18 protein-coding genes are annotated in these 26,222 nt (G+C 67.0%); 4 read left to right on the top strand and 14 right to left on the bottom strand.

Features of this window, described 5'->3' with window-relative positions:
- Nucleotides 1-523 precede the first annotated feature (523 nt).
- The 3 genes from ACZ7L7_RS33970 to ACZ7L7_RS33960 form a co-directional block, all read right to left on the bottom strand.
- Complete coding sequence (locus ACZ7L7_RS33970; protein WP_471593223.1) at nucleotides 524-1,450, bottom strand: ADP-ribosylglycohydrolase family protein; 927 nt, start codon at nucleotides 1,448-1,450, stop codon at nucleotides 524-526.
- Between the two features lie 12 nt (nucleotides 1,451-1,462).
- Nucleotides 1,463-2,122, bottom strand: coding sequence for a histidine phosphatase family protein (locus ACZ7L7_RS33965; protein WP_285516515.1), 660 nt, complete (start codon nucleotides 2,120-2,122; stop codon nucleotides 1,463-1,465).
- A gap of 85 nt (nucleotides 2,123-2,207) precedes the next feature.
- Nucleotides 2,208-2,813 carry a YdbC family protein gene (locus ACZ7L7_RS33960; protein ID WP_285516516.1) on the bottom strand — a complete coding sequence of 202 codons (606 nt, stop codon included), beginning with the start codon at nucleotides 2,811-2,813 and terminating at the stop codon, nucleotides 2,208-2,210.
- A gap of 155 nt (nucleotides 2,814-2,968) precedes the next feature.
- On the opposite strand from ACZ7L7_RS33960, the gene ACZ7L7_RS33955 reads away from it, so the two are divergent.
- Nucleotides 2,969-3,502, top strand: a complete 534-nt coding sequence (locus ACZ7L7_RS33955) for a TerD family protein (protein ID WP_285516517.1) — start codon at nucleotides 2,969-2,971, stop codon at nucleotides 3,500-3,502.
- A gap of 2,333 nt (nucleotides 3,503-5,835) precedes the next feature.
- Here the strand turns inward: ACZ7L7_RS33955 and ACZ7L7_RS33950 are convergent.
- From ACZ7L7_RS33950 to nrdR, 6 genes are all read right to left on the bottom strand, one after another.
- Nucleotides 5,836-6,165 (bottom strand): helix-turn-helix domain-containing protein, encoded by a 330-nt coding sequence (locus ACZ7L7_RS33950; RefSeq protein WP_453609191.1) that lies wholly within the window; start codon nucleotides 6,163-6,165, stop codon nucleotides 5,836-5,838.
- Nucleotides 6,158-7,285, bottom strand: a complete 1,128-nt coding sequence (locus tag ACZ7L7_RS33945; RefSeq protein WP_472077858.1) for a tyrosine-type recombinase/integrase — start codon at nucleotides 7,283-7,285, stop codon at nucleotides 6,158-6,160. Before ACZ7L7_RS33945 ends, ACZ7L7_RS33950 begins: the two co-directional genes overlap by 8 nt.
- A gap of 167 nt (nucleotides 7,286-7,452) precedes the next feature.
- Nucleotides 7,453-8,385 carry a hypothetical protein gene (locus ACZ7L7_RS33940; protein ID WP_453609370.1) on the bottom strand — a complete coding sequence of 311 codons (933 nt, stop codon included), beginning with the start codon at nucleotides 8,383-8,385 and terminating at the stop codon, nucleotides 7,453-7,455.
- Between the two features lie 183 nt (nucleotides 8,386-8,568).
- On the bottom strand, nucleotides 8,569-9,357 hold the full coding sequence (locus ACZ7L7_RS33935; protein ID WP_453609373.1) for a DUF1883 domain-containing protein: 789 nt from the start codon (nucleotides 9,355-9,357) through the stop codon (nucleotides 8,569-8,571).
- Nucleotides 9,358-9,567: 210 nt separating this feature from the next.
- Nucleotides 9,568-12,462, bottom strand: a complete 2,895-nt coding sequence (locus ACZ7L7_RS33930) for a vitamin B12-dependent ribonucleotide reductase (RefSeq protein WP_285516518.1) — start codon at nucleotides 12,460-12,462, stop codon at nucleotides 9,568-9,570.
- A 165-nt stretch (nucleotides 12,463-12,627) separates the two neighbouring features.
- Nucleotides 12,628-13,185 carry a transcriptional regulator NrdR gene (gene nrdR, locus ACZ7L7_RS33925; RefSeq protein WP_093720508.1) on the bottom strand — a complete coding sequence of 186 codons (558 nt, stop codon included), beginning with the start codon at nucleotides 13,183-13,185 and terminating at the stop codon, nucleotides 12,628-12,630.
- A 575-nt stretch (nucleotides 13,186-13,760) separates the two neighbouring features.
- Between nrdR and lexA the strand changes: the two genes are divergently transcribed.
- A complete protein-coding gene (gene lexA, locus ACZ7L7_RS33920) occupies nucleotides 13,761-14,540 on the top strand; it encodes a transcriptional repressor LexA (RefSeq protein ID WP_285516519.1) in 780 nt (259 codons plus the stop codon).
- Between the two features lie 145 nt (nucleotides 14,541-14,685).
- On the opposite strand, the gene ACZ7L7_RS33915 is transcribed toward lexA, so the two are convergent.
- The 4 genes from ACZ7L7_RS33915 to ACZ7L7_RS33900 form a co-directional block, all read right to left on the bottom strand.
- Nucleotides 14,686-16,671, bottom strand: a complete 1,986-nt coding sequence (locus tag ACZ7L7_RS33915; protein WP_453603800.1) for an ATP-dependent DNA helicase — start codon at nucleotides 16,669-16,671, stop codon at nucleotides 14,686-14,688.
- A gap of 296 nt (nucleotides 16,672-16,967) precedes the next feature.
- Entirely contained in the window at nucleotides 16,968-17,798 is an 831-nt protein-coding gene (locus tag ACZ7L7_RS33910; protein ID WP_453603802.1) for a GNAT family N-acetyltransferase, read from the bottom strand.
- A gap of 149 nt (nucleotides 17,799-17,947) precedes the next feature.
- Nucleotides 17,948-19,837: an IucA/IucC family protein gene (locus ACZ7L7_RS33905; protein ID WP_453603804.1), complete on the bottom strand. Its 1,890-nt coding sequence runs from the start codon at nucleotides 19,835-19,837 to the stop codon at nucleotides 17,948-17,950.
- Between the two features lie 316 nt (nucleotides 19,838-20,153).
- Nucleotides 20,154-21,548, bottom strand: coding sequence for a diaminobutyrate--2-oxoglutarate transaminase family protein (locus tag ACZ7L7_RS33900; protein ID WP_285516565.1), 1,395 nt, complete (start codon nucleotides 21,546-21,548; stop codon nucleotides 20,154-20,156).
- A gap of 519 nt (nucleotides 21,549-22,067) precedes the next feature.
- On the opposite strand from ACZ7L7_RS33900, the gene ACZ7L7_RS33895 reads away from it, so the two are divergent.
- Together ACZ7L7_RS33895 and ACZ7L7_RS33890 are read left to right on the top strand one after the other, a co-directional pair.
- Entirely contained in the window at nucleotides 22,068-23,282 is a 1,215-nt protein-coding gene (locus tag ACZ7L7_RS33895) for a trypsin-like serine peptidase (RefSeq protein ID WP_285516522.1), read from the top strand.
- A gap of 133 nt (nucleotides 23,283-23,415) precedes the next feature.
- A complete protein-coding gene (locus tag ACZ7L7_RS33890; RefSeq protein WP_285516523.1) occupies nucleotides 23,416-24,591 on the top strand; it encodes a trypsin-like serine peptidase in 1,176 nt (391 codons plus the stop codon).
- A 68-nt stretch (nucleotides 24,592-24,659) separates the two neighbouring features.
- On the opposite strand, the gene hflX is transcribed toward ACZ7L7_RS33890, so the two are convergent.
- Nucleotides 24,660-26,153: a GTPase HflX gene (gene hflX / locus ACZ7L7_RS33885; protein WP_285516524.1), complete on the bottom strand. Its 1,494-nt coding sequence runs from the start codon at nucleotides 26,151-26,153 to the stop codon at nucleotides 24,660-24,662.
- Between the last annotated feature and the right edge of the window lie 69 nt (nucleotides 26,154-26,222).

Genomic DNA, 26,222 nt, shown 5'->3' with positions numbered 1-26,222 from the left:
ACGACCTCGCCGGCATTGCTCTACACAGCGACTTGTTCGCACTTCCTAATCGGCGGCCGAGTCGTCGTGGGGCACCGGGCGGCGAAGCGATGGAAACCACGAGATGGCAGCCCACTGATAGCCACACCCAGCACCCCTGGGCGACCCAACCCTAAGAATGGCTCGATCAACCCGATCAAGAACGTAGAGCCCACTGATCGGGCCGAAGCGGCAATGGGCAGCGGACGGCCGGGCCTCGCCCGGGAGACAGACGGCGAGGGCGACGGCCCGGCCATCCGCACCAGCAAGCCCAGCAGCGCGGTGATCAGCGTCGGCAACGCCACGGACGCCCTCCGCACCCACACCACGTACATCTCCACCCCCGAGCCCCGTCGCACCCTGGCTGCACGACCCCATGGATCGCGCAGCGAGTACCGGGACAACGGACGAGCCGTCACGGAGAGTTCCCAATGTGCACGGAGAGTTTCGACCCGAGTGGGACGGCAGGAGCCCAGGCATCAGAACCCGCGCAACCGCAGGGCTCTCAGGCCGACGCTGCGCTGGAGCTCTCCGGCCCGGAAACCCAGGCGGGCAGCGCCTCGGTCCGCTCCGCCCACTCCGTCGGCGGGAGCCCGGCCTTGCTCGCCGCGAGCACCCCGCCCACGATCGCGCAGGTGGTGTCCACGTCCCCGCCGACCTGCGCGGTCGTCCAGAACGCCTGCTCGTAGTCGCCGAGGGAGCGAGCCGCCGACCACAGGGCGAACGGCACGGTGTCATGGGCGGTCGTCCGCCGCCCGCAGCCCAGTACAGCCGCGACGGTGGCGACATCGCCGTAGTCGAGCATGTCGCGCGCCCGGCGCAGCCCGGCGCCCACCGCACTCTTCGGGACGAGGGCGATCACGCCGTCGAGCAGCGCCTCCGGGCTGGGCGGGCCGCCGGGCGCGGCGGCAAGTGCCGCGGCCGCGGCGACGGCCATGGAGCCGACGACCGCCTCACGGTGCTGATGCGTGGGGTAGGCCGAGATCTCGGCCTGGTGGGTGGCCTGCTCCGGGTCGTCCGCGTACCAGGCGCCCAGGGGCGCGATCCGCATCGCGGCCCCGTTGCCCCACGAGCCCTGCCCGTTGAACAGCGCGGCGGACAGCTCACGCCAGTCGCCGCCTTCCCGGACCAGCCGCAGCAGGCGGTTCACGGCGGGGCCGTAGCCCCGGTCGAAGTCGTGGTGGTGGGCGAAGGAGTGGGCCAGTGCGTCCTGATCGATACGCCGGTGGGCGGCGAGCACGGCCACGACGGAGCAGGCCATCTCCGTGTCGTCCGTCCACTGCCAGGTGCCGTCCGGCAGCTCGCGGCGCTTGAGCAGGGGATAGTTCGCCGGAACGAAGTACTGCGAGCCCAGCGCGTCACCGACCGAGAGTCCGCGCAGGCTGGCGAGTGCGCGCTCCAGGCGTCCGTAGGGTGAGGAATCAGGGGTCATCGCACTGCCACTCTAACCGGTGATTCCGTAGGGCTCCGGGTCACGCCAACGATCAAATGGCCTGTCGAGGCTGTACTTGCCGTCGTCCCCGAGAACGAGCATCCGCATCTCCGCGTTCCCCGGATTCGACAGCGACTCGAAATCCGCCACGGTCCAGTGGAACCAGCGCATGCAGAACAGGCGCATCGCCAGGCCGTGGGTGACGAGCAGGACGTTCGGCGGATGATCGGGGGCCTCGAAGCTGCGGAAGAGGCTCTCCAGGAAGTTGCCGACGCGGTCGTACACGTCGGCCCCGGACTCGCCCTGGGCGAAGCGGTAGAAGAAGTGCCCGTAGGCGTCCCGGTAGGCCTTCTGGAGGCGTACGTCGTCGCGGTCCTGCCAGTTCCCCCAGTCCTGCTCGCGCAGCCGGGGCTCCTCGCGCACCCGTATGAGCTCGGGGTCCAGGTGGAAGGCGCGGAGCGTCTCGTGCGTACGGCGGTAGGGGGAGACGTAGACGCTGACCCGCTCGCGGCCGAACAGTTCGCGCAGCCGTTTGCCCGTCTCCTCGGCCTGCTGCCAGCCGCGCTCGGTGAGGGCGAGCGCGTGATCGGGTTCGCGCTCGTACACGGTGTCATCAACATTGCCGGTTGACTCGCCGTGCCGGACAAGGACGATGCGCCGTGGTCGTGCCATGCCAAAACCCTAGATCGAGTGACGGCCGATCGAGCACTCGAACGGGCTCCATACAGCGTAGGTCACACTGCGTTCAAGATCCTTTTCAGACCGTCCAGCTCGGTTCAAGATCCACGATGTCGCCGGTGAGGGAGGCGACATCGGCCTCGATCTGGGCCCGCAGGGCCAGCCGCTCCACCCTTTCCTCCCGGTATTTGCCGTGCTCCGCGCTCGACAGCCACATCGAAAGGACGAGGAATTCGTGGCCGGGAGCCTCGCCGTACATCCCGCGGACCATACCGGGCGAGCCCGCCATCGCGGGGTTCCAGACCTTCTCCTGCATGAGCGTGAAGTGCTCGGCGCGCTCCTCGTGCACCCGGCAGTGCGCGACCCGCAGCAGATCGACGTCCGTGAAGCGGGGCTCGAAGCCTGTCTTCACGTCGAAGCGGTAGTCGAAGAGCTTGACCTGGGCGTCCTTGAACGTGCCCGACTGCGACGCCGCCAGCCGGTCGTGGGAGCGCGCCATGAAGGAGTCGTAGAAGGCACGGCTTTCCCAGAAGGCGAAGATGTGCGCAACCCCAGGACGGCTACGGCTCCAGCCCCCGCCCTGTCCCCGAAATCCCGGCTCCCCCAGAAGCCCCGCCCACTTTCGCTGCCCCCGCTCAAAACCGCGGCGGTCCACCACGGTGCAGCGAATCCACTTGACCAGCACCGCGCCATCGTAAGGCCCCGGGGCGCGGTGCCGGCTGCCCTCGCTCCCACTGCTCCGCCGCGCACCTCCACGCGCGCGTGGCAGGATGGACAATCGGCCTTGCCCATAGGGCAGTTCGGGCCGCACGCGGTTGACGAACGGGGAAGGGGAGTCTGGTGAACGGCCTCAACAAGGGGATCCGTAAGGTCGAGATCGCGCTCAAGTGGGACCCGAGTCCGGCCGGGGAGCCGGACACCGACCTGGACATCGTCGCCGCGACCTATCTGGCCAGTGACCCTTACGGCGATCCGGCCTTCGTCGTGCACTTCGACAGCCGCTCCCCCGACGGCACGATCTACCTGAACCGCGACAGCCACGACGGCAAGGGCTTCGGCTGGGACGAGGTCATGACGGTGGAGCTGTACCGGCTCGACGCCCGCTACGCGCGCGTGGTGGCCGGAGTCGTCATACAGCAGCGGTCCGTGGAGCGCACCTTCGTCAATGTGGCCAACCCGGGGCTGCGGATCCGCGAGGGCTACACCGACCTGGCCACGGACGACTTCGGCGGTGTCCTCGGCGCCACGGCGGCCACCGTGGCGGAGTTCGCCCGGCAGGAGGACGGCAGCTGGGACTTCCACCCCGGCATCCACGGCTTCGAGGGCGACCCCGCCACCTTCACGCGCGTGATGGGCAAGACCCACCAGCCCTGACCGAGGACCGACGACGAAGGAGGGGCGCCGGCTCAATGCCGGCGCCCCTCCTCGTCAAGGGCTGATGATACTGGTGGAGACCACTTATTCCCGAGGTGCCGTATGTCTGCGGCTCTCGACGTAGCTGGCCCAGTCTCGCTTCACGTACTTAACCCAGTGCACTGCCGTGTTGATGTGCACCCCGAGGATCTGGCTGAGTACAGGAGCCGGCAGATCAGATGCGAGTGACAGAACCGCAGTGTTCTTGGCCGCACGAACACCAATTCCATGATTTGAGAGCCTCTGCGCCAATGGAGTGGCACCAATCGCCTTGCCAGCCAGATTTCCCGGGAATAGCCAGTGCATTCCCGCGTTGCTTCGACTCACTACTGATCTTGGGATGCGAGATGCTTGTTCAATGATCAGCTTCGCGACGGCGGGGGGCAGCAATACCGGATGCTCGCCAAGAGTCAGATAGGTACCGTCGCTCCGCTCATTGAGATGATCCACGGTTAATTGAGAAATGCGACTGACGGGAACCCCATATAGCAGCACCAACGCGCCTGCTGCCCGAACATCCATCGGGAGCTCTATGTCCTGAACACATCGAATCAGAAGCTTGACCTGATCCTCTTCCGAATGGAAATTCACAGGATCGCCAGACGCCCGGGCTGGAACACTCAGGTCACGACAAAGTCGACATCGCCTAGCCCAGTTCAAGAAATCCGCAATCCGATATCGCGACGTGCCACCTTCGGACAACCATCGCTCAACTTCTCCTTGCGTTACCCCTTCAAGGTTGGTCCCTTCTTCGTCAAGCCATCGCAAGAAAGCTAGAGCAGTGGAAATTAGGGCCCTTGCATAATTGGCCCCGGCGCGAGTGAGTCCGCGCGTCTCAGCTCGGCGGCGCGCTCGACGCAGAACAACCCAGAGAGCATAAGGTTGGACCACGGCCCGATGGTGCTCTGCTTCACTCAGGAAGTCCTCAACCCACTGCTCTGTCCGGGCAACATTCTCGTCCCGAGCAGGAAGAGCGCCCATATGCACCAAGATGTGCCTCAAATGGGTGGCTGCCTGCCTATGCGGAAAGTCGTCAAGGAGCTCATGACTGAGCGGACGTCCAGAGCTCATTAGTTCCTTCAATAGATGCGCTCCACCCTGCTGATAGCGGAGCCAGAAGAGAACGGTGCGCGGATTCTCCACTGTCTCGAGCTCGGAGACTAGGGAAGCAAGCTGAGTATTGCGGCTCGGCTCAAAATACTCATTAAGCTCACGCCGAAGTACACACCTGGCGCACTCCCCACGTCGATAGAGATCACCGCATGCACCACAGTTGATGCAGGTGTACGTCAGGTCGACCCCAACGCAAGGCCCGCAGCACCGCTGACTTCCATCGGTGCTACCGATCAGAGGGCGAATGTTATGGCACACGGGGCACTCTGCAGCCCTGCCGCGGATTCGCTTGTAGCAAGTAATACAAACAGGCCCAATAGGCCATCGAATTGTGACTGGCCGAACACGACCGCACTCGGCACACGGCACCTGAGGTACGGGAGACTTGGGTGAACATGTAGCACAAATCGGTCGACCGCTCTTCGCGCCCTTGCATGGCTTTTCGAGCCCACATACAGAACACGAAGCCACCTGACCTCTATAGCAGCTCACGCATTGGTCACCTTGATCACCCTGACCGCGGGCTGCGATCTGCATGATGCGCCCACACCGACTGCACAAACGCTCAGGCCGGCTATAGCACCGATCACAAACAGGGCCATCATCTGTCTGAGACTTAGTCTCCCGAAGCTCACCGCAGCGAATGCACAAGCGCTGTGGACGACGGTAACAGCGCTCACATGTCGACGAGCCATCCGGCGGTCGTGCTGCAACCCTTCCTAGCCGGCCGCAGGCACCGCAGTTCTCGAAGCGCGATGGATCCTTGGCATAGCAAGTACCGCACAGGGCTCTTCTATTGCGTCTCGTCATGATCGGCCGTGTTCTTCCGCAAGCACTGCACAGGTCAGCGGCGCGGCGCTGGCAGCATCCTTGACAGATCCGGTAACCGTCATCGCGGACCCGCGTCAGATTCCTTCGCTTACCGCAATCGGCACATCGCGGCACAACTACATTATTCGCCCTCAACGCCTCCAACTTGACCAGTAAACGAAACACCTGAATTGGAGCTGCGCCATCACCGTCTGACAAAAAATTCGGGTGACACTGGACGTAACGCTGAAGCTTGAGCACTGTATTCCCCGGCGCAACCTCATCAACAATCTGAAGGATCTCCTCATAGCAGAGATCTGGAAGCGAGGACACAACAGCCCCAGTGATTGCTGTCAAGACGTCGACTCTTTTCACGATTCCCCCGGACGTCGAATCGTAGTCCGCCTAACGACAGGTGCCTTGCCTGCGGCGTTCGCACCTCCTACGGCTTTTCGCACCTGCTGATCAATCACAGTCACTTCGATCAGTTGCTCAACGCCACATTCGAGGATATCGCAAAGTGCCGCTAGAGTATCCATAGAGAGCCTTTGAGGTGACTGCGTCACCAAACGGAAGACTTGCTCGCGCGAAAGATGCACCCCCCTCTCCGCGAGCAACGGCACCAGATCAGTGGTCTGAAACATTTCCCGTCCAGCCATTAGCTGGCGCAAGTTCCAGCGATATCCCATCTTTTTATTCACTATCCGACTCCCACAGGATTGCGTGTCGCGCCTTCAAGGAATTTCGCACCAAGCGATTTCGATACTCGTCCGAAACACCCGAATAGATAGCTGTCGTCGAGGCATACTCGTGCCCCACTTGATCCTGAACAAAGCGTTCCGGGTAGTCGAATTCAAGTAGGTGTGTCACATAAGAATGCCGAAGGCTGTGCAGATCGAGATCCTCCGAAATTCCGGCAATCGCACGAACTGACTCAAAGGCTTCATCCAGGCGCCGCAACGATAGGCGCCCACACCTTTCTGTAATCCAAAACCCCGGGTGCTTCCCCGGCGAAAAGGCTGGCCGCACCTCATCTAGATAATGATCGAGGACACCAACTACCCAGTCGAACTCGGGCACCGTCAGTACAGTCCGACGCTTCGACGGCGATCCCTTTGACGCCTTTCCATAGCGGACGAACAATGCCCCATTGCGGCCATAGTCCGGAATCTTCGGATTACGACGTAGGTCAGACAAGTCTAGGCCGCAAGCTTCCTGGCGCCTCAGTCCGAAGGCGTATACGACCTTCAGAATTGCTGAATCGCGCATCGCAGCCAGCGCACCTTTTCTGCGACGCGCTCGGATCTCTTCTACCCGTCCATCGGCCGCATCGAACAGCGCCTGGATTTCGTCATATGTTAGAGGCCGCCGCCTCGGATTACCCTCGTACTCGCTGGCGTGGGTAACAGCATTCCACTCGTGAAAGATTTGGGCCGGCACTTGCCCGAAGGAATCCAAACACTTGGCAGCCCAGCCGTACCGAGCATCCGTGACGTAGTCACAGAACATCCGCAATGCGTTCTGGTACCCGCGTGCCGTCGAGTAGGCAAAATTGGGCTTCCGCGATCTGAGGTGGTCGAGAAAGGCCTCGGCTTCAGCCGGCTGCCACTGCCACGGGTACTGATTCGTGAACTCTACGAATCTCCTGACCAGTCGCAGTCGCGGCACGATGGTGGCTTCATAGTTCAGAAACCGTGCCCGCTGCTGCAACACCCAACCGTCCAGCATCGCTTGAAAGATCGCTGGCTCAGGATCAAGGTGCACTGCCTCGCCGACAAGTACCAGGTGCGCAGCTCCTGGCAGGTTCGCCCCACCGCTCATGTTGCGTTTAACGCAACATCGTTGAGTTGGTTACGGTCACGCTCAACCACGGACTGCGTGCATGGCTGGGGTCGTACGGGGCGCTGTTGCCCAGGGCGAGGCCCTGGGCAACAGCAAGGGGTCACCTCAAAGTTTTCCTCTACCTCTGGCTTCGGTCCTGTGCTACCTCAAGCGCTCTCGTCGAGTCTGGCGACTGCCACGGCACGTTGCAGCCTTGCGTGACAGACGTTGTCGCTCACTACTCTGCGGAAGGAGAATCCGTTCCTCTCCGAGGCATATCGGAATCCGATCTTGCTGAGCAGCGCTTGTTCCTGTCGGCCTGTTTCCTGAAGAAGTTCGTTCAACTCGGAATCGCGCATGGGCTCCGCAGACGTCGGTGCCTCTTGGTACAAAGCCACCCGCCCTCCCCACGTCGGGCCAACATAGTCATCCCATTCCAACTTCGCTTGATCAGGCAGGATTGCGAGCCCGGCCCCAACTCGGTCTGAGCGGAAGGCAGCGAAGTAAGCGAGGTGCTTGGAGAACCAGTCGTGAGATTTCATCACTGCGCTGGCTAGCTTCTCCACGTCGGAGCTGGTTGGATCCAGAAGTGTCGTTACGACTTCGGCGTTGAGTTGATAGAGCGAGTCGGCCAGATGATCGACTGTTCCAGCCCCGGAGACTGCATACCCGAGCTCTGCCAGGCGGCGTTCGATTCGCAGCTCGTCCAGAGCAAAGCCGCCGAGGCATAGGAGCCACCACTCCCAATCTGGCCCTACAAGGTCACGGCGACCTACAACTCCCTCAGCTCGCTCAATGAGTTGAATATGGCCAGCCTCATGGGCAAGAAGTCGCTCAACATCATATGGAGGGAGGTTACTGACCTCCGGTCTGTTCACAACGACTACGGGTCCACCGTCAAGCGAAAGGGTCCGTGCTGCAACTATGCTGGCACCACGGTCCGTTGAATAGCTTTCGTGAGAAGTCAGCCTGCGGACTGTTCCCACAAAATCGTCGGTAACAATGACGGCGGCGTCGGGTTTTTCCATCCTGGACAAGCCGGCTTGCATCGCGTCAACCTGATTGTCGGTCAGTCCTCGTCCGTTCACGCTGAGTTCCATGGCATGCTCACCTTTTCATTCCGTGCCAACTTGCGTTGCAGCTCAGAACGTGATGTCATGCATGCCTGCATGCGGTGCAGGACGTCACGTTCTGAGCTGCGGCGATCGTCTGACTCGTCTCAAGAGTCAGACGATCGCCATTCCGGCGGCTTTCCGTCGGAAGTCGCAACTGAGAGAATCGAGTCACCCAACGTCGCTTTGGGTGTCACTCTCTCCCACCACATCAGCAATCTCACGGGCGATCTCCTCGACCGTGTACTGAGCGGTGCTTCTGGCCAACTTGTCAGCCAGTGACGGGCTTTGTGCCATCACTTCGTCTTTGGTGATGTTGTGCCAGATTGGCAGCAGGTTCTGCTGCCCTGTCACGTACCGTGTCACCAAGCCGTCAAGTTCATACTGGGGCCACCCCTTTTCGAAGAAGGGGCGGGAGAGAATCACGATGCCGAATCGACTGTTAGCCAAGCCTTGGTCGATCTTGCGGCGGAGGCTGTCGCCGATCCTCAATTCGAGGACGTCGAGCCACACAGAGATGCCGGCCTCTTGCAGATACTGCGCGAGCGGGCGGGCCACTGCCTCTTTGTCCTCACTGGCATGAGAGATGAAGACATCTCGTACGGACTCGGCCCGGCCGATGGAGTAGGGCGGCGGCTCATGTCTGATTTGGGTCAGGGAACCAGCATTGCTCGGGCGTAGCACCGGCAGCGGCGGCGGTTCGACGGAAGCCGAGGACCTCACTCTTCCTCTGAGGCCCAGCATGTCGACGGTCACGTACCAGTGGCCGCTCCGCGGAATCGCAAGGCGCACCGGAGAGTGTTTCGCGAGCCCACCTGCAAAGCGGGCGTTTCTTCCGGCCTTGTACTTCTGATAGTTGCTCGAGTCCATCAGGCGCACATTGGCTGCACTGCCGGACAATTTGATGACCGCGGTCGCGCCCTTGGGCTGACGGCCGAGATCGTGGACCACGTAGTCCATGATTTTTCCTCTGTATCACCTTCACAGGGGACCTGTAGGGGCGGTTGCGCTGGATGCAACATTGTTGCGGGCGCTAGAGCGGCGGGTGTATCCCCAGGCCAGCCGCTACGCGGGAGGGGCGTCAGCGCGAGGCTGACGCCCCTCTCATCAGGGATTACTTGTCAGGTGAGCGTTTGCCGGGTGTTGCACTCGATGCAATTCCGCCCGGTTTCAGCTGCAGCCGCTGGTCGAGCCGCAGCCCTCGCAGATGTAGCAGGAACCGGCCCGCTGCATCTTGGTTCCGCAGGAGAAGCACAGCGGGGCGTCGGCCTGGATGCCCAGCTGCATCTCCACCAGCTCGGCGCTGGTGTGGGCCTGCTTCGGGGCGGGCTTGACGGCCTCGACCTCGGTCTTCGGCGCGGCGACGGCCTTCAGCTCCTGGGTGCGCGGAGCCGACTGGGCCAGGCCCTCGACGTCCACCTCGTCGTCGGCCGGCTCGTACGAACCGGTCTCCAGGTGGCGCTGACGCTCCTCGGCGGAGTGGATGCCGAGCGCGGAGCGCGTCTCGAAGGGCAGGAAGTCCAGCGCCAGGCGGCGGAAGATGTAGTCGACGATCGACTGCGCCATCCGCACGTCCGGGTCGTCGGTCATACCGGCCGGCTCGAAGCGCATGTTGGTGAACTTCGAGACGTAGGTTTCCAGCGGCACGCCGTACTGGAGGCCGACCGAGACGGCGATGGAGAAGGCGTCCATCATGCCCGCGAGGGTGGAGCCCTGCTTGGACATCTTCAGGAAGACCTCGCCGAGACCGTCGTCCGGGTAGGAGTTGGCGGTCATGTAGCCTTCGGCGCCGCCCACGGTGAAGGACGTCGTGATGCCGGGACGGCCCTTCGGCAGGCGCTTGCGGACCGGGCGGTACTCGACGACCTTCTCGACGGTCTCACGGATGGTGGCCTCGGCCTTCTCCGTGATCTCCGTCTTCTCCTTCTCCTTGGTCTTGGCGGAGAGGGGCTGGCCGACCTTGCAGTTGTCGCGGTAGATGGCGAGCGCCTTGACGCCCATCTTCCACGCCTCGAAGTAGATCTCCTCGACCTCCTCGACGGTCGCCGACTCTGGCATGTTGACCGTCTTGGACAGGGCGCCGGAGATCCACGGCTGGATCGCGGCCATCATGCGGACGTGGCCCATCGGGGAGATGGCGCGCTCGCCCATGGCGCAGTCGAACACCTCGTAGTGCTCGTGCTTGAGGCCCGGGGCGTCGATCACATTGCCGTGCTCGGCGATGTGGGCGACGATCGCCTCGATCTGCTCCTCCTGGTAACCCAGGCGGCGCAGGGCCTGCGGGACGGTGCCGTTGACGATCTGCATCGAGCCGCCGCCGACCAGCTTCTTGAACTTGACCAGCGCGAGGTCGGGCTCAAGACCGGTGGTGTCGCAGGACATCGCCAGACCGATGGTGCCGGTCGGGGCGATGACGGACGCCTGGGAGTTACGGAAACCGTTCTTCTCACCAAGACGCAGCACGTCCTGCCAGGCCTCCGTGGCGGCGGCCCAGATCGGCGTGTCCAGGTCGTCCATGCGGACGGCCTTGGTGTTGGCGTCGGCGTGCTGCTTCATAACCCGCAGGTGCGGCTGCGCGTTACGGGCGTAGCCGTCGTACGGGCCGACGACCGCGGCGAGTTCGGCCGAGCGCTTGTACGAGGTGCCGGTCATCAGGGAGGTGATGGCACCGGCGAGGGCACGGCCGCCGTCGGAGTCGTAGGCGTGGCCGGTCGCCATCAGCAGGGCGCCGAGGTTGGCGTAGCCGATGCCGAGCTGGCGAAACGCGCGCGTGTTCTCGCCGATCTTCTGGGTCGGGAAGTCCGCGAAGCAGATGGAGATGTCCATCGCGGTGATGACGAGCTCGACGACCTTGGCGAAGCGCTCGATGTCGAAGGACTGGTTGCCCTTGCCGTCGTCCTTCAGGAACTTCATCAGGTTCAGCGAGGCGAGGTTGCAGGACGTGTTGTCCAGGTGCATGTACTCGCTGCACGGGTTCGAGCCGTTGATGCGGCCGGACTCCGGGCACGTGTGCCAGTGGTTGATGGTGTCGTCGTACTGGATGCCCGGGTCGGCGCAGGCCCAGGCGGCCTCGGCCATCTTGCGGAACAGGGCCTTGGCGTCGACCTCTTCGATGACCTCGCCGGTCATACGCGCGCGGAGGCCGAACTTGCCGCCCGTCTCGACCGCCTTCATGAACTCGTCGTTCACGCGGACGGAGTTGTTGGCGTTCTGGTACTGGACGGACGTGATGTCCTCGCCGCCCAGGTCCATGTCGAAGCCCGCGTCGCGCAGCGCGCGAATCTTCTCCTCCTCCTTCACCTTGGTCTCGATGAAGTCCTCGATGTCGGGGTGGTCGACGTCGAGGATGACCATCTTGGCGGCGCGGCGGGTGGCGCCGCCGGACTTGATGGTGCCGGCCGATGCGTCGGCGCCGCGCATGAAGGAGACCGGGCCGGAGGCGTTGCCGCCGGAGGAGAGCAGCTCCTTGGAGGAGCGGATGCGGGAGAGGTTCAGGCCGGCTCCGGAGCCGCCCTTGAAGATCATGCCCTCTTCCTTGTACCAGTCGAGGATCGACTCCATGGAGTCGTCGACGGACAGGATGAAGCAGGCCGAGACCTGCTGGGGCTGGGGCGTGCCGACGTTGAACCAGACGGGGCTGTTGAAGCTGAAGATCTGGTGCAGGAGGGCGTAGGCCAGCTCGTGCTCGAAGATCTCGGCGTCGGCGGGCGAGGCGAAGTACTTGTAGTCCTCGCCGGCCTTCCGGTACGTCTTCACGATGCGGTCGATCAGCTGCTTGAGGCTGGTCTCGCGCTGCGGGGTGCCGACGGCACCGCGGAAGTACTTGCTGGTGACGATGTTGACCGCGTTCACCGACCAGAAGTCGGGGAACTCGACGCCGCGCTGCTCGAAGTTCACAGAGCCGTCGCGCCAGTTGGTCATGACGACGTCACGGCGCTCCCACTGGACCTCGTCGTACGGGTGCACGCCGGGGGTGGTGTGGATGCGCTCGATACGCAGGCCCTTGGTCGCCTTGGCGCCCTTGGATCGGGAACCTCGTGCCGGACCGCTCGCCGTCTCTGTCATGCCGCCTCCCTGTACGGGCTGAAACGCCCTGAAGTGCCCCGTTGTTCCCGTGGCACGGTGTTCTGTCTGGTGTTGCGGGCATATCTCGCCGCCGCCCGCAACAGGTCTTCGGTCGCCGCCGCGCGGCCGGACCCGGAGCCTGGTTCCCCGGACCCGGTCCGCCGGTCAGTCGGCGGCGGTGGCGGGCAGGGGGACCTGGGCAGCCCCTCCGGACCCGCGTTCGTCTTCCTGGCTCCCCGCACCCGTGTCCTCGCGGTCTTCGTCGTCCGCGGCGGGGTGTCCCGTCTGCCTGAGTTCCGCGATGGCGGCCTCGAAGTCCTCAAGCGAGTCGAACGCCCGGTAGACGGAGGCGAATCGCAGATAGGCGACGAGGTCGAGCTCCTGCAAGGGGCCGAGTATGGCCAGTCCCACGTCGTGGGTGGTCAGCTCGGCGCTCCCGGTGGCCCGCACCGCCTCCTCGACCCGCTGGCCGAGTTGAGCGAGCGCGTCCTCGGTGACAGGCCGTCCCTGGCATGCCTTGCGCACACCGTTGATGACCTTGGTACGGCTGAACGGCTCGGTGACTCCGGACCGCTTCACCACCATGAGCGAGCACGTCTCCACGGTCGTGAAACGACGGGAGCAGTCAGGGCACTGGCGGCGCCTGCGGATCGACGTGCCGTCGTCGGTCGTACGACTGTCGACCACACGGCTGTCGGGGTGCCTGCAGAAGGGGCAGTGCATGAACTCCAACCCTCCTCACAGCAGACTCAATAGCCTCGCTGGGCCTCATGGGCCCCTCGAAGCAGCCCCAAGCATAGGCGATGATCGAGGGCCCGAAGACCCGGGGGACCACAACTTCTGGGCTGCTGCTGCAATCCAACCACTAGATGTGGGGATTGGCTCATACATACACGCCATGCGCGCGTGTCGCTCCTCTACGGAGTCGGCTTGTCCAGCCGCACCAACGCGCGGACGCCCGCGGCAACACGGGCGTGCACAGCCGTACCGCTGCGGCACATGCGGAGATACGGTGTGCGCGGCAGGGAGGCGTCGTGGGGGCTCCGGCAGAGAACGGAGCCAGGCCCCGGTCGGCACCACACCGGATGGCAGACTGGGACAGCAACCGCGAGGCCGTTGCCCCGGCGGTGAAGGGTACAGCAATGCGCCCTTTTGTCCGTCGGGAGCCGCGTTAGCCATACACCCAGACACATGATCACGTCAGGCGAACCGCGATTTTTCACTCGAACGTGTGTTTGGCGCAACCTTTCGAAAGCAACTACCGTTGTCCTGCAGGGAGACCATCGAGAGGGGCCGACGTGACCACCACCGCAGACAGTGCCACCATCACTGCCCAGGACCGCTCCCAGGGCCGACTTGAGCCGGTGCATGCGATGAACGATGCCGCGAATCCCGAAGGACACAAGCGCTCCCTGCCGGGCCGACCTCCAGGCATCCGGGCCGACAGTTCCGGACTCACCGACCGGCAGCGCCGGGTGATCGAGGTCATCAGGGACTCGGTGCAGCGCCGCGGCTACCCGCCGTCCATGAGGGAGATCGGCCAGGCCGTGGGCCTCTCCAGCACCTCCTCGGTCGCGCACCAGTTGATGGCACTGGAGCGCAAGGGCTTCCTGCGCCGCGACCCGCACCGCCCGCGCGCCTACGAGGTACGCGGCTCAGACCAGGCCGCCTCCGTGCAGCCCACGGACACCGCCGGCAAGCCCGCCGCGTCCTACGTCCCGCTGGTCGGCCGGATCGCCGCCGGTGGCCCCATCCTCGCGGAGGAATCCGTCGAGGACGTCTTCCCTCTCCCCCGGCAGCTGGTCGGTGACGGTGAGCTGTTCGTCCTCAAGGTCGTCGGTGACTCGATGATCGAGGCCGCGATCTGCGACGGAGACTGGGTCACGGTCCGCCGCCAGCCGGTCGCCGAGAACGGCGACATCGTGGCCGCGATGCTCGACGGCGAGGCCACCGTCAAGCGCTTCAAGCGCGAGGACGGCCACGTCTGGCTTCTCCCGCACAACTCCGCGTACGAGCCGATCCCCGGCGACGACGCGACCATCCTCGGCAAGGTAGTGGCGGTGCTGCGGCGCGTGTGAGCACCGCGCGGTCGCCGTTCTGACCGGGCCCCGGAACCCCTGCGCCGGTTCCGGGGCCCTGTTCTGTCCGGCGGCCCCGGTGAAACCGGTTATGGAGGTGGTGGTTGGCCTGTCCCGGCTGTGGGTCAGGCCAACCACTCGTCCTCTACGGTCCGGCCTGCGCCTCCGCCTGCTTCGCCGCCGCGTCGATCGCGGCGAGCGACCTGCGCACCTGATTCCGGTCCGTGGTGTACCAAAAGTCCGGCAGCGAGGCCTTCAGATAGCTCCCGTACCGCGCCGTCGCCAGCCGCTGATCCAGTACGGCGACCACGCCCCGGTCCCCCGACGCCCGTACGAGGCGACCGGCGCCCTGCGCCATGAGCAGCGCCGCGTGGGTGGCGGCCACCGCCATGAAACCGTTGCCGCCCGCGTCCTCCACCGCCTTCTGCCGGGCACTCATCAAGGGGTCGTCGGGGCGCGGGAACGGGATCTTGTCCATGACGACGAGCTGACAGCTCGGGCCGGGCACGTCGACGCCCTGCCACAGCGAGAGGGTGCCGAACAGACAGGTCTTCGGGTCGGCCGCGAAGTTCTTGATCAGCTCGCCGAGGGTCTCCTCGCCCTGGAGGAGGATCGGGAACTCGGGAATGCGCGAGCGCAGTTCCTCCGCCGCGAGCTGCGCGGCCCGCATCGAGGAGAACAGGCCCAGCGTGCGGCCGCCGGCCGCCTGGATCAGCTCCGTCAGCTCGTCCAGCATGTCCGCGCGGTCGCCGTCCCGCGCAGGGCGGGACAGATGCTTGGCGACGTACAGAATGCCCTGCTTGCGATAGTCGAACGGGGAGCCGACATCGACGCCCTTCCACTGCGGGAGGTCGTCTCCCTCCATGCCCTCGGGGGCGAGGCCCAGAGACGCGCCGACGCCGTTGAAGTCGCCGCCCAGCTTCAGGGTCGCCGAGGTCAGGACCACCGAACGGTCGGCGAAGAGCTTCTCGCGAAGCAGGCCCGAGACGGACATCGGCGCCACTCGCAGGGACGCACCGAAGCGGTCGTGACGCTCGTACCAGACGACGTCCCACTCGGAGCCGTTCGTGATGCGTTCCGCCACGTCGTGCACGGACTCCACGGAGGCCAGCGCCTGCTTGCGGACCGCGTCCTCGTCCTGGATGGACTTGTCACGGGTCGCCCCGATCGCGGAGATCACAGTGCGGCAGGCGTCCCGCAGCGCCATCAGCGCATAGCCGAGATCCTCGGGGATCTCCTCCAAGCGGCCCGGCAGCGCCAGCTCCATCAGGCGCTCGAAGCCCTCGGCGGCGGTCTGGAGCTGATCCGCGGCCTTCTCGTTGACGAGCTTGGCGGCGCGACGGACAGCCCGGTTGACCTGGCCCGGGGTGAGCTCGCCGGTGGCGACACCGGTGACCCGGGAGACGAGTTCGTGCGCCTCGTCGACGATCAGGACCTCGTGCTGCGGCAGCACCGGGGCGCCCTCGATGGCGTCGATCGCGAGCAGCGCGTGATTGGTGACGACGACCTCGGCGAGCTTGGCTCGTTCACGGGCCATCTCGGCGAAACACTCGGCGCCATACGCGCACTTCGAGGCACCGAGACATTCACGCGAGGACACGGACACCTGTGCCCAGGCCCGGTCCGAGACACCGGGGGTGAGGTCATCGCGGTCGCCCGTCTCGGTCTCGTCGGACCAGTCGCGCAGCCTCAGCAGGTCCTGGCCCAGCTTGCTGGTCGGCGCCGCCGCCTCGAACTGGTCGAAGAGGCCCTCCTCCTCGTCCTGCGGAACACCCTCGTGCAAACGGTGCAGGCAGAGGTAGTTCGAACGGCCCTTGAGCATCGCGAACTCCGGGCGACGCCGCAGCAACGGATGCAGGGCGTCGACCGTGCGCGGCAGGTCCCGCTCCACCAGCTGGCGCTGCAGGGCCAGCGTGGCCGTCGCCACGACGACGCGCTCCCCGTGCGCGAGGGCGGGGACCAGATAGCCGAGCGACTTACCGGTGCCGGTGCCGGCCTGGACCAGCAGATGCGAACCGTCGTCGATCGCCTCCGCGACGGACTCGGCCATGGTCACCTGGCCGGGGCGCTCCGTACCGCCGACAGCGGTGACGGCAGCATGCAGGAGTTCGGGGAGTGAGGGCTTCGTCATAGCGCGACCACCCTACGGCCCGGCACTGACAAACGGGTGATCGCGGAGGTGGCCGGGAGTTGGATCACGACGGAGGGCTGGATCACAGCGGAGGGTTGGGTCAAGACCGGAGGTCCTTGAGGTGTGGGTGAGGCGGTGAAGGAGTCGGGCTTCGACGCCGCGATGCGGGTGAGAGAAGTTGGTGTGGTCGCTGCCGAAGCACTCGGCTTCCAGCCCGGTCCGAAATTCCTTCCCGAACGGTGGGAACCCCGAGCGGCCGACCGGTGTACCAAAAGTGACGACACCGCAACGTGCCGTCACAGCACATCGCGCAAGGCCCGGTCCCTGACCATGAGAGCGGCCCGCTTGTCCGGCAGGTCGACCTCCGCACAGAACCGGAACCCTGCGCTCAGGAAGGCGGCGACGGAGGGGGTATTGCGAAGGTCGGGCTCCGCGATGACGCGCGCACAGGCGGGCCTCCGGTCGAGCGCCCGATCGGCCACGGCCCGCAGGAGCGTGGAGCCGAGCCCGCGTCCGCGATTGACGACATCACCGATGAGGAGGTGGATACCGGTGTCGTGAGGACGGGCGGGATAGTGGCGGGCCAGCGAGTCGAGGTCTGCTCGGTAGATCTCCCAGTAACTCATCGGCGTGCCGTCCAGCACGCCCACGCACGGCACACTGCGCCCGTCCCCTTCGAATTGGGACCGCACGTGCTGCTCGACCACGCCCGGGGGCCCGGCCAGCCCCCAGAACGCGGCGACGGCGGGGTCGTTCATCCAATGGCTGATGAGAGGGAGGTCGCGTTCGAGGCCCACGGGGACGAGCTGGAGCACGCCTGCGGACGTCGTGATCGGTCCCCAGTCGACGACGCGGTCGAGGAGGTCGTCGCCGAGCGGTGCCGCCGGGACGGACTGGATGGGGGCCCGCCCGTCTGGGCCTCCGCCCCCGTCCCCCGGCGCAGTACCGGCCGCCGGGTCGGTGCCGGCCGCCGTCTCCGTCGCCGCGATCAGCGCGAGGAGTTCGGCGGGCAGGCGCAGGTCCAGTGTGTCCTCGCTGTCCCCACCGAGGGCACCGGGGTCGGGGTCGGTTCTCACAGGTGCGGCAGGGTCGATACCGGCGTCGGTGCTCGCGTCTTTGGGAGCCACGGCGACGCTCCTCTCTCAGGAAACGGGGTGGGTCATGGTCCTCGGTGATGCGGGGGTGGAGGGATCAGCGGGGTGAGGGGATGGATGTCCGTCGCTCTGGGTCAGTGGCACGGCGGATCAGACCGTGCTGGCCGATCGGAATGTGGAGCTCAGCAGTGAAGGGGGTTGGCGATGGTGACGTAGACGGACTGGGTGTCGACCGGGCCGACGAGTTCGTCCAGGCCGTGCAGACGAGTCAGGAGGTTGGCCTTGCACCGCAGCGTGGGCGAGTCGAGGAGGTGGGCCGGGAGTGAGGTGCGCAGGGGGGCGGGGCCGCGGACCACATCGCCGAGGAATCGGCGGAATGCGGCCAGCAAGAGCCGTTCATCCGCCAGTCCCTGTGAACCGAAGGCGCCGATCAGGCCGAAGACGTTGTTGATGGCGAGGTAGTAGGTGAAGCGTTCATCGGTCACGTCGTCGGCAACGAAGGTGTCGCTGTGCTCGCCGATGCCGGGCAGCCGGGCGTCGAGTTCCCCGCGTCGGGACTCGCGGAAGTAGTAGCCCTGGTTGTCGCGGTAGCGGCCGCCGGTGGGCCAGCCGTCCGGGTCCAGCAGGAGCAGGGTGTTCTGCTGGTGCGCCTCCAGGGCGACGCCTGCCTCGGCGTCCAGCCAGAGCACCGGTCGCACCACGTGTTCGAGGTAGCGCAGGAACCACTCGACGGACACGGCACCCCGGGGCCGACCGGAGCGGGCGGCCAGGCGTGTGACGACGTCGGCCAGGCGGGACCGCCAGGCCGGGCCGGTCTGCGGGTGGCAGCCGGCGGCACTGGGCAGAGCGGTCTGCGGCCGTGGGGAGACGAGTCCGGCAACGCAGGACACGTCGGCGGCGGGGTGGAAGGGGTTGTGCCTGATCACCACGTCCAGGCCGGACAGGGGCGCGCCGTCCGGACCGTCGACGGCGATCCAGGCGGGGTCCCGCACGATGTCGAAGCCTGGGTGGGCGGTCTGCCACTGGCCCGCCAGTCCAGTACGCAGCAGGCGGTGGACCTCGACACCGCGGTGCAGTTCCTTGCGGAGGTTTTCACGACGGGAGTTGGTGATGCGCAGGCCGAGCGAGAGTTTGAGCATGGCGGCGGCGCCGGAGCGGTGGACGGTGCGTACGGAGGAGGTGGGGTGCCAGGGAGCGCCGTGAGGGCCCAGGTCCCGGAGGAGTCCGGCGTCGAAGAGGGCGGCGGCCTCGGGGTGGTTGCGGATGTCGCGGAACTGCCAGGGGTGCAGGGGAAGGGCCGCGTACGTGTCGGGCAACGGCAGGCCGGGGCCGGCGAGGCGGGCGGTGAGGTGGGGCGCGGGGACGGGGCGTCCGCGTTCGGTCCACGCCGAGTCGGTGGCGAGTGCGGAGGGAGCGATCGCGATCCAGTGAAGGGGGAAGGAGCCACGTGTCTCGGGTGAGTACAGCCGGGCTTCGGAGTCGGATACGCCCTCGCGGCTCTTCGGGGTCGGGTGCAGGGGGTGGCCCAGGACGAGTGCCTGCTCTGCGCTGAGGAAGAGGTCGGGGCCGTCGGCGGGGTGTTTGCGGCGGTCGCTGATGAAGAGGGCGGTTCGGCGGACCGAGTCGGCGACCCGGGCGACGAGGTCGGTGCCGTCGAGGGCATGTGCTGCTGGGGGCCGCGCCCCGGTACCGGGTGTTTCCCGGGCGAGCAGTGTGGCGACTGTGACCGCGTCGGCGGGCGGGGACAGTTCGGGTGCGCCCTCCAGGCGGGGGATGCCGAGACGGTGCCAGCCTGACGGGGACCAGTAGTGGACCGGTGCGATCAGGGCCGTGCCGCTGGCGGGGAGCGGGATGCGGAGGGTCCTGGTGGCCGGGGCGGCGAGGCCCGCTTCCCGTACCCAGCAGCGGAGCAGGTTCTCCACGGCGGCGGCGTCAGCCGCGATGTGGGGGTCGGGGTGCTGGAGGAGGTCGACTGCGGGGCGGAGTTGGTGTGTGGCGGCGAGCGCGTCGACCGGTCCCGCATCAGCCGCCTCCGGCTCCAGTCCGCCCCCGGGCTCCGGGCGCCGCCCCACCCGGCCTGGTCCGCCGCGCTGCCCACCCCTGCTCCCCGGCCCGCCGCTCCCCCGCCCCGTCCCGTCGTCCCCGTCCGTTCTCTCCGAGCCGACCCCGCCCCGCGATCGGCCGCTCAGCTCCGGGCTGGCGCCCTGTTGCCGGGGGACCGAGGGGTCCGTCGGTGGTGAGGACTGGGGCTGGGAGGGGCCGGAAGCGGTGCGGGCGGCCGTGCCCCCCGGGGTGTGTTCGTCGGGTGTGTGGGTGGTGTTCAACGTCTGCTCTGTTCCTGGGGAGGTGGTTGTGGTGGAGGGGGAGCCGTTGGTGGCGGGGAGGCCGTCAGGGGCGGAGCCGGGTCTGCGTGTGGGTGCGGGCGGCCGTCCGGACGGCGTCGGTCAGACGGTCCAGGACCGCGGTGGCCTGCTCGTCGGTGATCGTCAGCGGTGGCAGGAGCCGGACGACGCTGTTGTGGCGGCCGCCGAGTTCGACGATCAGGCCTCGGTGCAGACACTCCCGCTGGACGGCGGCGGCGAGTTCGGGGGCCGGTGGCAGAGGCTCGCCGGTTCGGTCCGCCGGAGTCGGGTTCTCGATCGGCTGCGGGTGCTGTTTCGGTGCCGGCTCCCCCGACGGGTCGACCATCTCGACGCCGATCATCAGGCCCCGGCCCCGGACGTCTCCGACGCAGGTGAAGTCGGTCCGCAGGCGGCGGAGTTCGGTCAGCATGCGCTCGCCGAGGTGGTCGGCGCGGTCGGCGAGGCCGTTCTCGCGGACGTGGGCGAGGGTGGCCGTGCCCGCGGCCATGGCGAGTTGGTTGCCGCGGAAGGTGCCCGCGTGGGCGCCGGGCGCCCAGACGTCGAGGTCCTCGTGGTAGACCACGACCGCCAAGGGCAGGCTGCCGCCGATGGCCTTGGAGAGGACCATCACGTCCGGGGTGACGCCGCTGTGCTCCACGGCCCAGAAGGCGCCGGTGCGGCCGACGCCGGTCTGGACCTCGTCGACGATGAGCGGGATGGAGTGGTCCGCCGTGAGCTGACGCATCCGGCGCAGCCAGGCATCGGGCGCCGGAATCACTCCGCCCTCGCCCTGGACCGGTTCGAGGATCATCCCGGCGGGGTGCGGTACGCCGGACTTGGGGTCCGTGAGGACGGACTCGGTCCAGCGGGCGGCCAGTTCGGAGCCGCGGTCGCCGCCGACGCCGAACGGGCAGCGGTAGTCCTGGGGGTAGGGCAGGCGGGCGACGCGTACGTCGGGGGCGTTGCCGGAGGCTTCGAGGGCGCCGCTGGTCATGCCGTGGTAGGCGCCGGTGAAGGCGAGCAGTCCGTCGCGGCCGGTGGCGGTGCGGACGAGTTTGAACGCGGCCTCCACGGCGTCGGTTCCGGCGGGTCCGCAGAACTGCACGCGTGCGTGGTTGGCGAGTTCGGCGGGCAGGGTGTGGAACAGTTCCGTGATGAAGGCGTCCTTCACCGGGGTGGCGAGGTCGAGGACGTGCAGCGGGGCGCCGGAGTCCAGGACCTTGCGGATCGCCTCCAGCACGACGGGGTGGTTGTGGCCGAGGGCGAGTGTTCCGGCACCGGACAGACAGTCCAGGTACCGGCGTCCGTCCGCCCCCTCGATCGTCATCCCGCGCGCCCGTACCGGCACGATCGGCAGGGCCCGCGCGTAGGTGCGTGCCGACGATTCGCGCGCCGCCTGCCGCCGCAGGATCCCTTCCTGCCAGGACGAGCGCGCGCCCAAACTGCCCTCACGCCCCCCGTGCTTCCGTCCGCCCGGCGCACGCGCCCCGGACGCCGCCGCACGGCCCTCGCTGTGCTCCTCCTCCGGGTTCTCCTCATCAACTCCCGCCACAGGCCCCCCAGCTGTGCGTACCCCCGCCCCGGTCAGCCCGGCTCCGGCCCCTCCCTGTACCCCGTCCACGCCCAACGCTCCCCGACCTCCCGCCGTTCAGGGGCGAGCAAGTCCCTTGTGTCCTCGCCCGTCCCGACATACGCACCCCCGCGAGCCTTCACTCGAAGGTGCGGGGAAATGGGTGAAGGGGGTCGCCTCCAGGCAGCGGAACCCCCACCGCTACCAACCCCGGAGCACGCACGGGGTTACGGGTTGCTTCAAGATCCTTGCCGTGACGGAACCGTTGCCGTTCCGTCGGAAGTCCCCCACAGCGAGCGCATAGTGTGTGTTGCCGTTCCCCGTCGCCGTCCGTGGCGCGGGACAGCGGCAGCGCCGCCCGGTTCGTTCACCTCAGGGGGAGTCAGACTCATGCGATCGATACGCCCGTCCTTCACCGCTCGCCGAGGGAGGGGTGCGCGGCGCAGAACCCCCCTGCCTGCCGCCGTCGCCCTCGCCGCGGCCCTCGCGCTCACCGCCACCGCCTGTGACTCGGGCGACGAGGCCACCGACATCGCCGCTTCGGCAACCGCCGACGCGGGTGACGGCAAGATCTCGCTCGACGACATCAAGGACCGGCTGAAAGAGCACGGGATCGACCTCGACAAGTGGAAGGACGGCGCCTGGAAGAACTGGGACAAGGACGACTGGCTGCGCGAGGCCGAGGACTTCGTCAACCCGATCATCGAGGACCTGTGGGACCCGGACCGGATGCGCGACGCCGAGGAGCCTGACCAGGGTGTCGACGAGGGTGACCTCTCCGGTGACCAGGGCGTGACCGACCCGACGCCGGCTCCGGTGGACGCGAAGGCCGTTCCGGCCGCGTACCACGAGAGCGAGCCGACCGCGGGCAAGGTGTTCTTCGACTCGCCCGAGGGGACGATGGTCTGCTCGGCGACTGTCGTGGCCGACCCGGCCAACCCGGGTAAGTCCAACCTGGTGTGGACGGCGGGCCACTGTGTCCACGCGGGCAAGGAAGGCGGCTGGTACCGGAACATCGCCTTCGTGCCGTCGTACAACAACGACGCCATGGAGACGGCGGAGCTGGAGAGCGCCACGCGCGAGCAGATCGCGCCGTACGGGGTCTGGTGGGGCGACTGGGTCCAGACCTCGGACCAGTGGATCGAGCAGGGCGGTGCGACCGGCGGGGACGGTGCCTCGTACGACTTCGCCGTGATCCATGTGACGCCGGAGGAGGGCAACGGCGGCAAGTCGCTGGAGGAGATGGTCGGTTCGGCCCTCCCGGTGGACTTCAACGCCCCGGCCGTGCCCGAGGTGGACAGCATCACCGCGACCGGGTACCCGGCGGCGCCGCCGTACGACGGGCAGAAGCTGTACCAGTGCCAGGACAAGCCGGGCCGGCTGTCGCTGAGCAAGGCGGACCCGACGATGTACCGGATCGGCTGCACGATGACCGGTGGTTCTTCGGGCGGCGGCTGGGTCGCGACGGGGTCGGACGGCAAGCCCGCGCTGGTGTCCAACACCTCCATCGGCCCGGTGGAGTCGGGCTGGCTGGCCGGGCCGCGGCTCGGCAAGGAGGCCAAGGGCGTGTTCGACGAGGTCAGCGGGAAGTTCGCCGGCCAGTGAGCCAGGACGGCGGTGGGACCGGAACCTTCACGGTCTCACCGCCGTTCGCTCCCAACTCCCCGGGCATAGTGGGGAGTCGCGTGCCCGGCACGCGTGCATCAGTCAGAGCAGTTCTACGGGGGTTATCGCACCAATGCGTTCCACACGTACCCGCCTCGCCGCCACCGCGCTTCTCGCGGCCGTGGCACTGACCGCGACCGCGTGCGGCAGTTCCGACGACAAGGCGAGCGACAAGGCGAACGGCGGGCCCAGCGCCTCCCAGGACGCCGGTCGGGGCAAGGCCGACATTCCTCAGGGCATCGCCGACAAGCTGAAGGAACACGGCATCGACGTCGACGACTGGGCCGACGGCGGCTGGCAGGACTGGGACAAGGACAAGTGGCTCAGTGAGGCCAAGGACTTCGTCAACCCGGTGATCGAGGGGCTGTGGAAGCCCGACCGGATGCAGTCCGCCAAGGCGGCCGACAAGACGATCTCGGTCAAGGACGCCTCCGCCGACCAGGGCGTCAGCGACCCGGAGCCGGCGCCCGTGGAGGCGACGGCCGAGAAGACGCCGTACCACGAGAACGCCGCGCCGGTCGGGAAGGTGTTCTTCGACTCCCCGGACGGTCCGGCGGTCTGTTCCGGCACGGTGGTCAAGGACGTCAACCACCCGGGCAAGTCCAACCTGGTGTGGACGGCGGGGCACTGTGTGCACGCCGGCGGTAGCGGCGGCTGGTACCGCAACATCGTCTTCGTGCCGGCCTACAACGACCTCGGCAAGTCCGAGACGGAGCTGGCCAACGCCGACTCCACGCAGATCGCCCCCTACGGCAACTGGTGGGCGGACTGGGCCTCCACCTCCAACGAGTGGATCCAGGGCGGCTCGTCCTCGGGCGGCGCGGGTGCGCCGTACGACTACGCCGTGCTGCATGTGAAGCCTGAGCAGGGCGCGAAGTCGCTGGAGGAGACGGTCGGCGCCGCGCTGGACGTGGACTTCTCGGCCCCGTCCGCGACCGAGTCCGGCACGATGGGCGCCTGGGGCTACCCGGCGGCGCCGCCGTACAACGGCCTGAAGATGTTCAAGTGCCTGGACGAGCCGGGCCGTCTGTCGCTGAGCCCGACACTGCCGACGATGTACCGGATCGGCTGCACGATGACGGGCGGTTCGTCCGGCGGCGGCTGGTTCCGGGTGGTGGACGGCGAGACCAAGCTGGTGTCGAACACCTCGATCGGCCCCCAGGACAACACCTGGCTGGCGGGCCCGCAGCTCGGCAAGAACGCCGAGGCGCTGTACCAGAACATGAGCAAGACCTACGGCGGTCAGTGACCCCGACGTGAGAAGGCCCGCCTCCCGGGAAAGGGAGGCGGGCCTTCTGTCGTAGCCGTGTGTGCCGTCTACAGGGCCGGAGCCGGGACGTACGGCATGAGTTCCGCCGCCAGTTCCTCGTGCACCCGCACCTTGAGCAGGGTGCCCTCCGGGGTGTGCTCCTCGGAGATCACCTCGCCCTCGTCGTGCGCACGGGCGACCAGCTTGCCGAGGGTGTACGGCACCAGCGCCTCGATCTCGACCGAGGGCCGGGGCAGCTCGTTGTCGATCAGGGCGAGCAGCTCCGTGATGCCCTGGCCGGTGCGGGCCGAGACGGCGATGGAGCGCTTCTCGATCCGCAGCAGCCGCTGGAGCGTCAGCGGGTCGGCCGCGTCGGCCTTGTTGATCACGACGATCTCGGGTACGTCGGTGGCGCCGACGTCCCTGATCACCTCGCGCACGGCGGCCAGCTGCTCCTCCGGGTTCGGGTGCGAACCGTCGACCACGTGCAGGATCAGGTCGGACTCGCCGACCTCCTCCATCGTGGAGCGGAACGCCTCGACCAGGTGGTGCGGCAGGTGCCGGACGAAGCCGACGGTGTCGGCCAGCGTATAGAGTCGGCCGCTCGGGGTCTCGGCCCGGCGCACGGTCGGGTCCAGGGTCGCGAACAGGGCGTTCTCGACCAGGACACCCGCGCCGGTGAGCCGGTTGAGCAAGGAGGACTTACCGGCGTTGGTGTAGCCCGCGATGGCGACCGAGGGCACCTTGTTGCGCTTGCGCTCCTGGCGCTTGATCTCGCGGCCGGTCTTCATCTCCGCGATCTCCCGGCGCATCTTCGCCATCTTCTCGCGGATCCGGCGCCGGTCCGTCTCGATCTTGGTCTCACCGGGACCACGGGTGGCGAGGCCGCCGCCCTTGCCGCCGCCCATCTGCCGGGACAGCGACTGACCCCAGCCGCGCAGCCTCGGCAGCATGTACTGCATCTGCGCGAGCGCGACCTGCGCCTTGCCCTCTCGGGACTTGGCATGCTGGGCGAAGATGTCGAGGATCAGGGCCGTACGGTCGATGACCTTGACCTTGACGACGTCTTCGAGATGGATGAGCTGGCCGGGGCTGAGCTCACCGTCGCAGATGACGGTGTCGGCGCCCGTTTCGAGGACGATGTCCCGCAGCTCGTTGGCCTTGCCGGAACCGATGTAGGTGGCGGCGTCGGGCTTGTCGCGGCGCTGGATGACGCCGTCGAGGACGAGCGCGCCGGCGGTCTCGGCGAGGGCGGCGAGCTCCGCGAGGGAGTTCTCCGCGTCCTGCACGGTGCCGGTGGTCCAGACACCGACGAGCACGACCCTCTCCAGACGGAGCTGGCGGTACTCGACCTCGGTGACGTCCTCAAGCTCTGTGGAGAGGCCGGCCACGCGGCGCAGGGCCGCGCGCTCGGAGCGGTCGAACTGCTCGCCGTCCCGCTCTCCGTCGATCTCGTGGCTCCAGGCGACGTCCTCTTCCATCAGGGCATCGGCCCGAAGACCTTCGGCGTAGGTGTGCGCGAGGCGCTGCGAGTCCTGGGAAGGGGAAGAAGAGGAGGTCATTGGATCCTTACGTCGTAGAGGATGCGTGCTCGGCGGTCATTGTGCACAACGTACGAGTGCCCCGGGAGA

The organism is Streptomyces sp. NPDC110618 (genome assembly GCF_055657065.1).
The sequence above is the reverse complement of the archived record's forward strand: the minus strand, read 5'-3'. Positions and strand labels throughout refer to the sequence as shown.

Excerpts from the sequence above, each read along its gene's own strand:
- ACZ7L7_RS33895 (WP_285516522.1), top strand. The coding sequence starts at position 22,068 with ATGCGATCGATACGCCCGTCCTTCACCGCTCGCCGAGGGAGGGGTGCG.
- hflX (WP_285516524.1), bottom strand. The coding sequence starts at position 26,153 with ATGACCTCCTCTTCTTCCCCTTCCCAGGACTCGCAGCGCCTCGCGCAC.
- ACZ7L7_RS33965 (WP_285516515.1), bottom strand. The coding sequence starts at position 2,122 with ATGGCACGACCACGGCGCATCGTCCTTGTCCGGCACGGCGAGTCAACC.
- ACZ7L7_RS33930 (WP_285516518.1), bottom strand. The coding sequence starts at position 12,462 with ATGACAGAGACGGCGAGCGGTCCGGCACGAGGTTCCCGATCCAAGGGC.
- ACZ7L7_RS33915 (WP_453603800.1), bottom strand. The coding sequence starts at position 16,671 with ATGACGAAGCCCTCACTCCCCGAACTCCTGCATGCTGCCGTCACCGCT.
- ACZ7L7_RS33935 (WP_453609373.1), bottom strand. The coding sequence starts at position 9,357 with ATGGACTACGTGGTCCACGATCTCGGCCGTCAGCCCAAGGGCGCGACC.
- ACZ7L7_RS33940 (WP_453609370.1), bottom strand. The coding sequence starts at position 8,385 with ATGGAACTCAGCGTGAACGGACGAGGACTGACCGACAATCAGGTTGAC.
- ACZ7L7_RS33890 (WP_285516523.1), top strand. The coding sequence starts at position 23,416 with ATGCGTTCCACACGTACCCGCCTCGCCGCCACCGCGCTTCTCGCGGCC.
- ACZ7L7_RS33970 (WP_471593223.1), bottom strand. The coding sequence starts at position 1,450 with ATGACCCCTGATTCCTCACCCTACGGACGCCTGGAGCGCGCACTCGCC.
- nrdR (WP_093720508.1), bottom strand. The coding sequence starts at position 13,185 with ATGCACTGCCCCTTCTGCAGGCACCCCGACAGCCGTGTGGTCGACAGT.
- ACZ7L7_RS33945 (WP_472077858.1), bottom strand. The coding sequence starts at position 7,285 with ATGAGCGGTGGGGCGAACCTGCCAGGAGCTGCGCACCTGGTACTTGTC.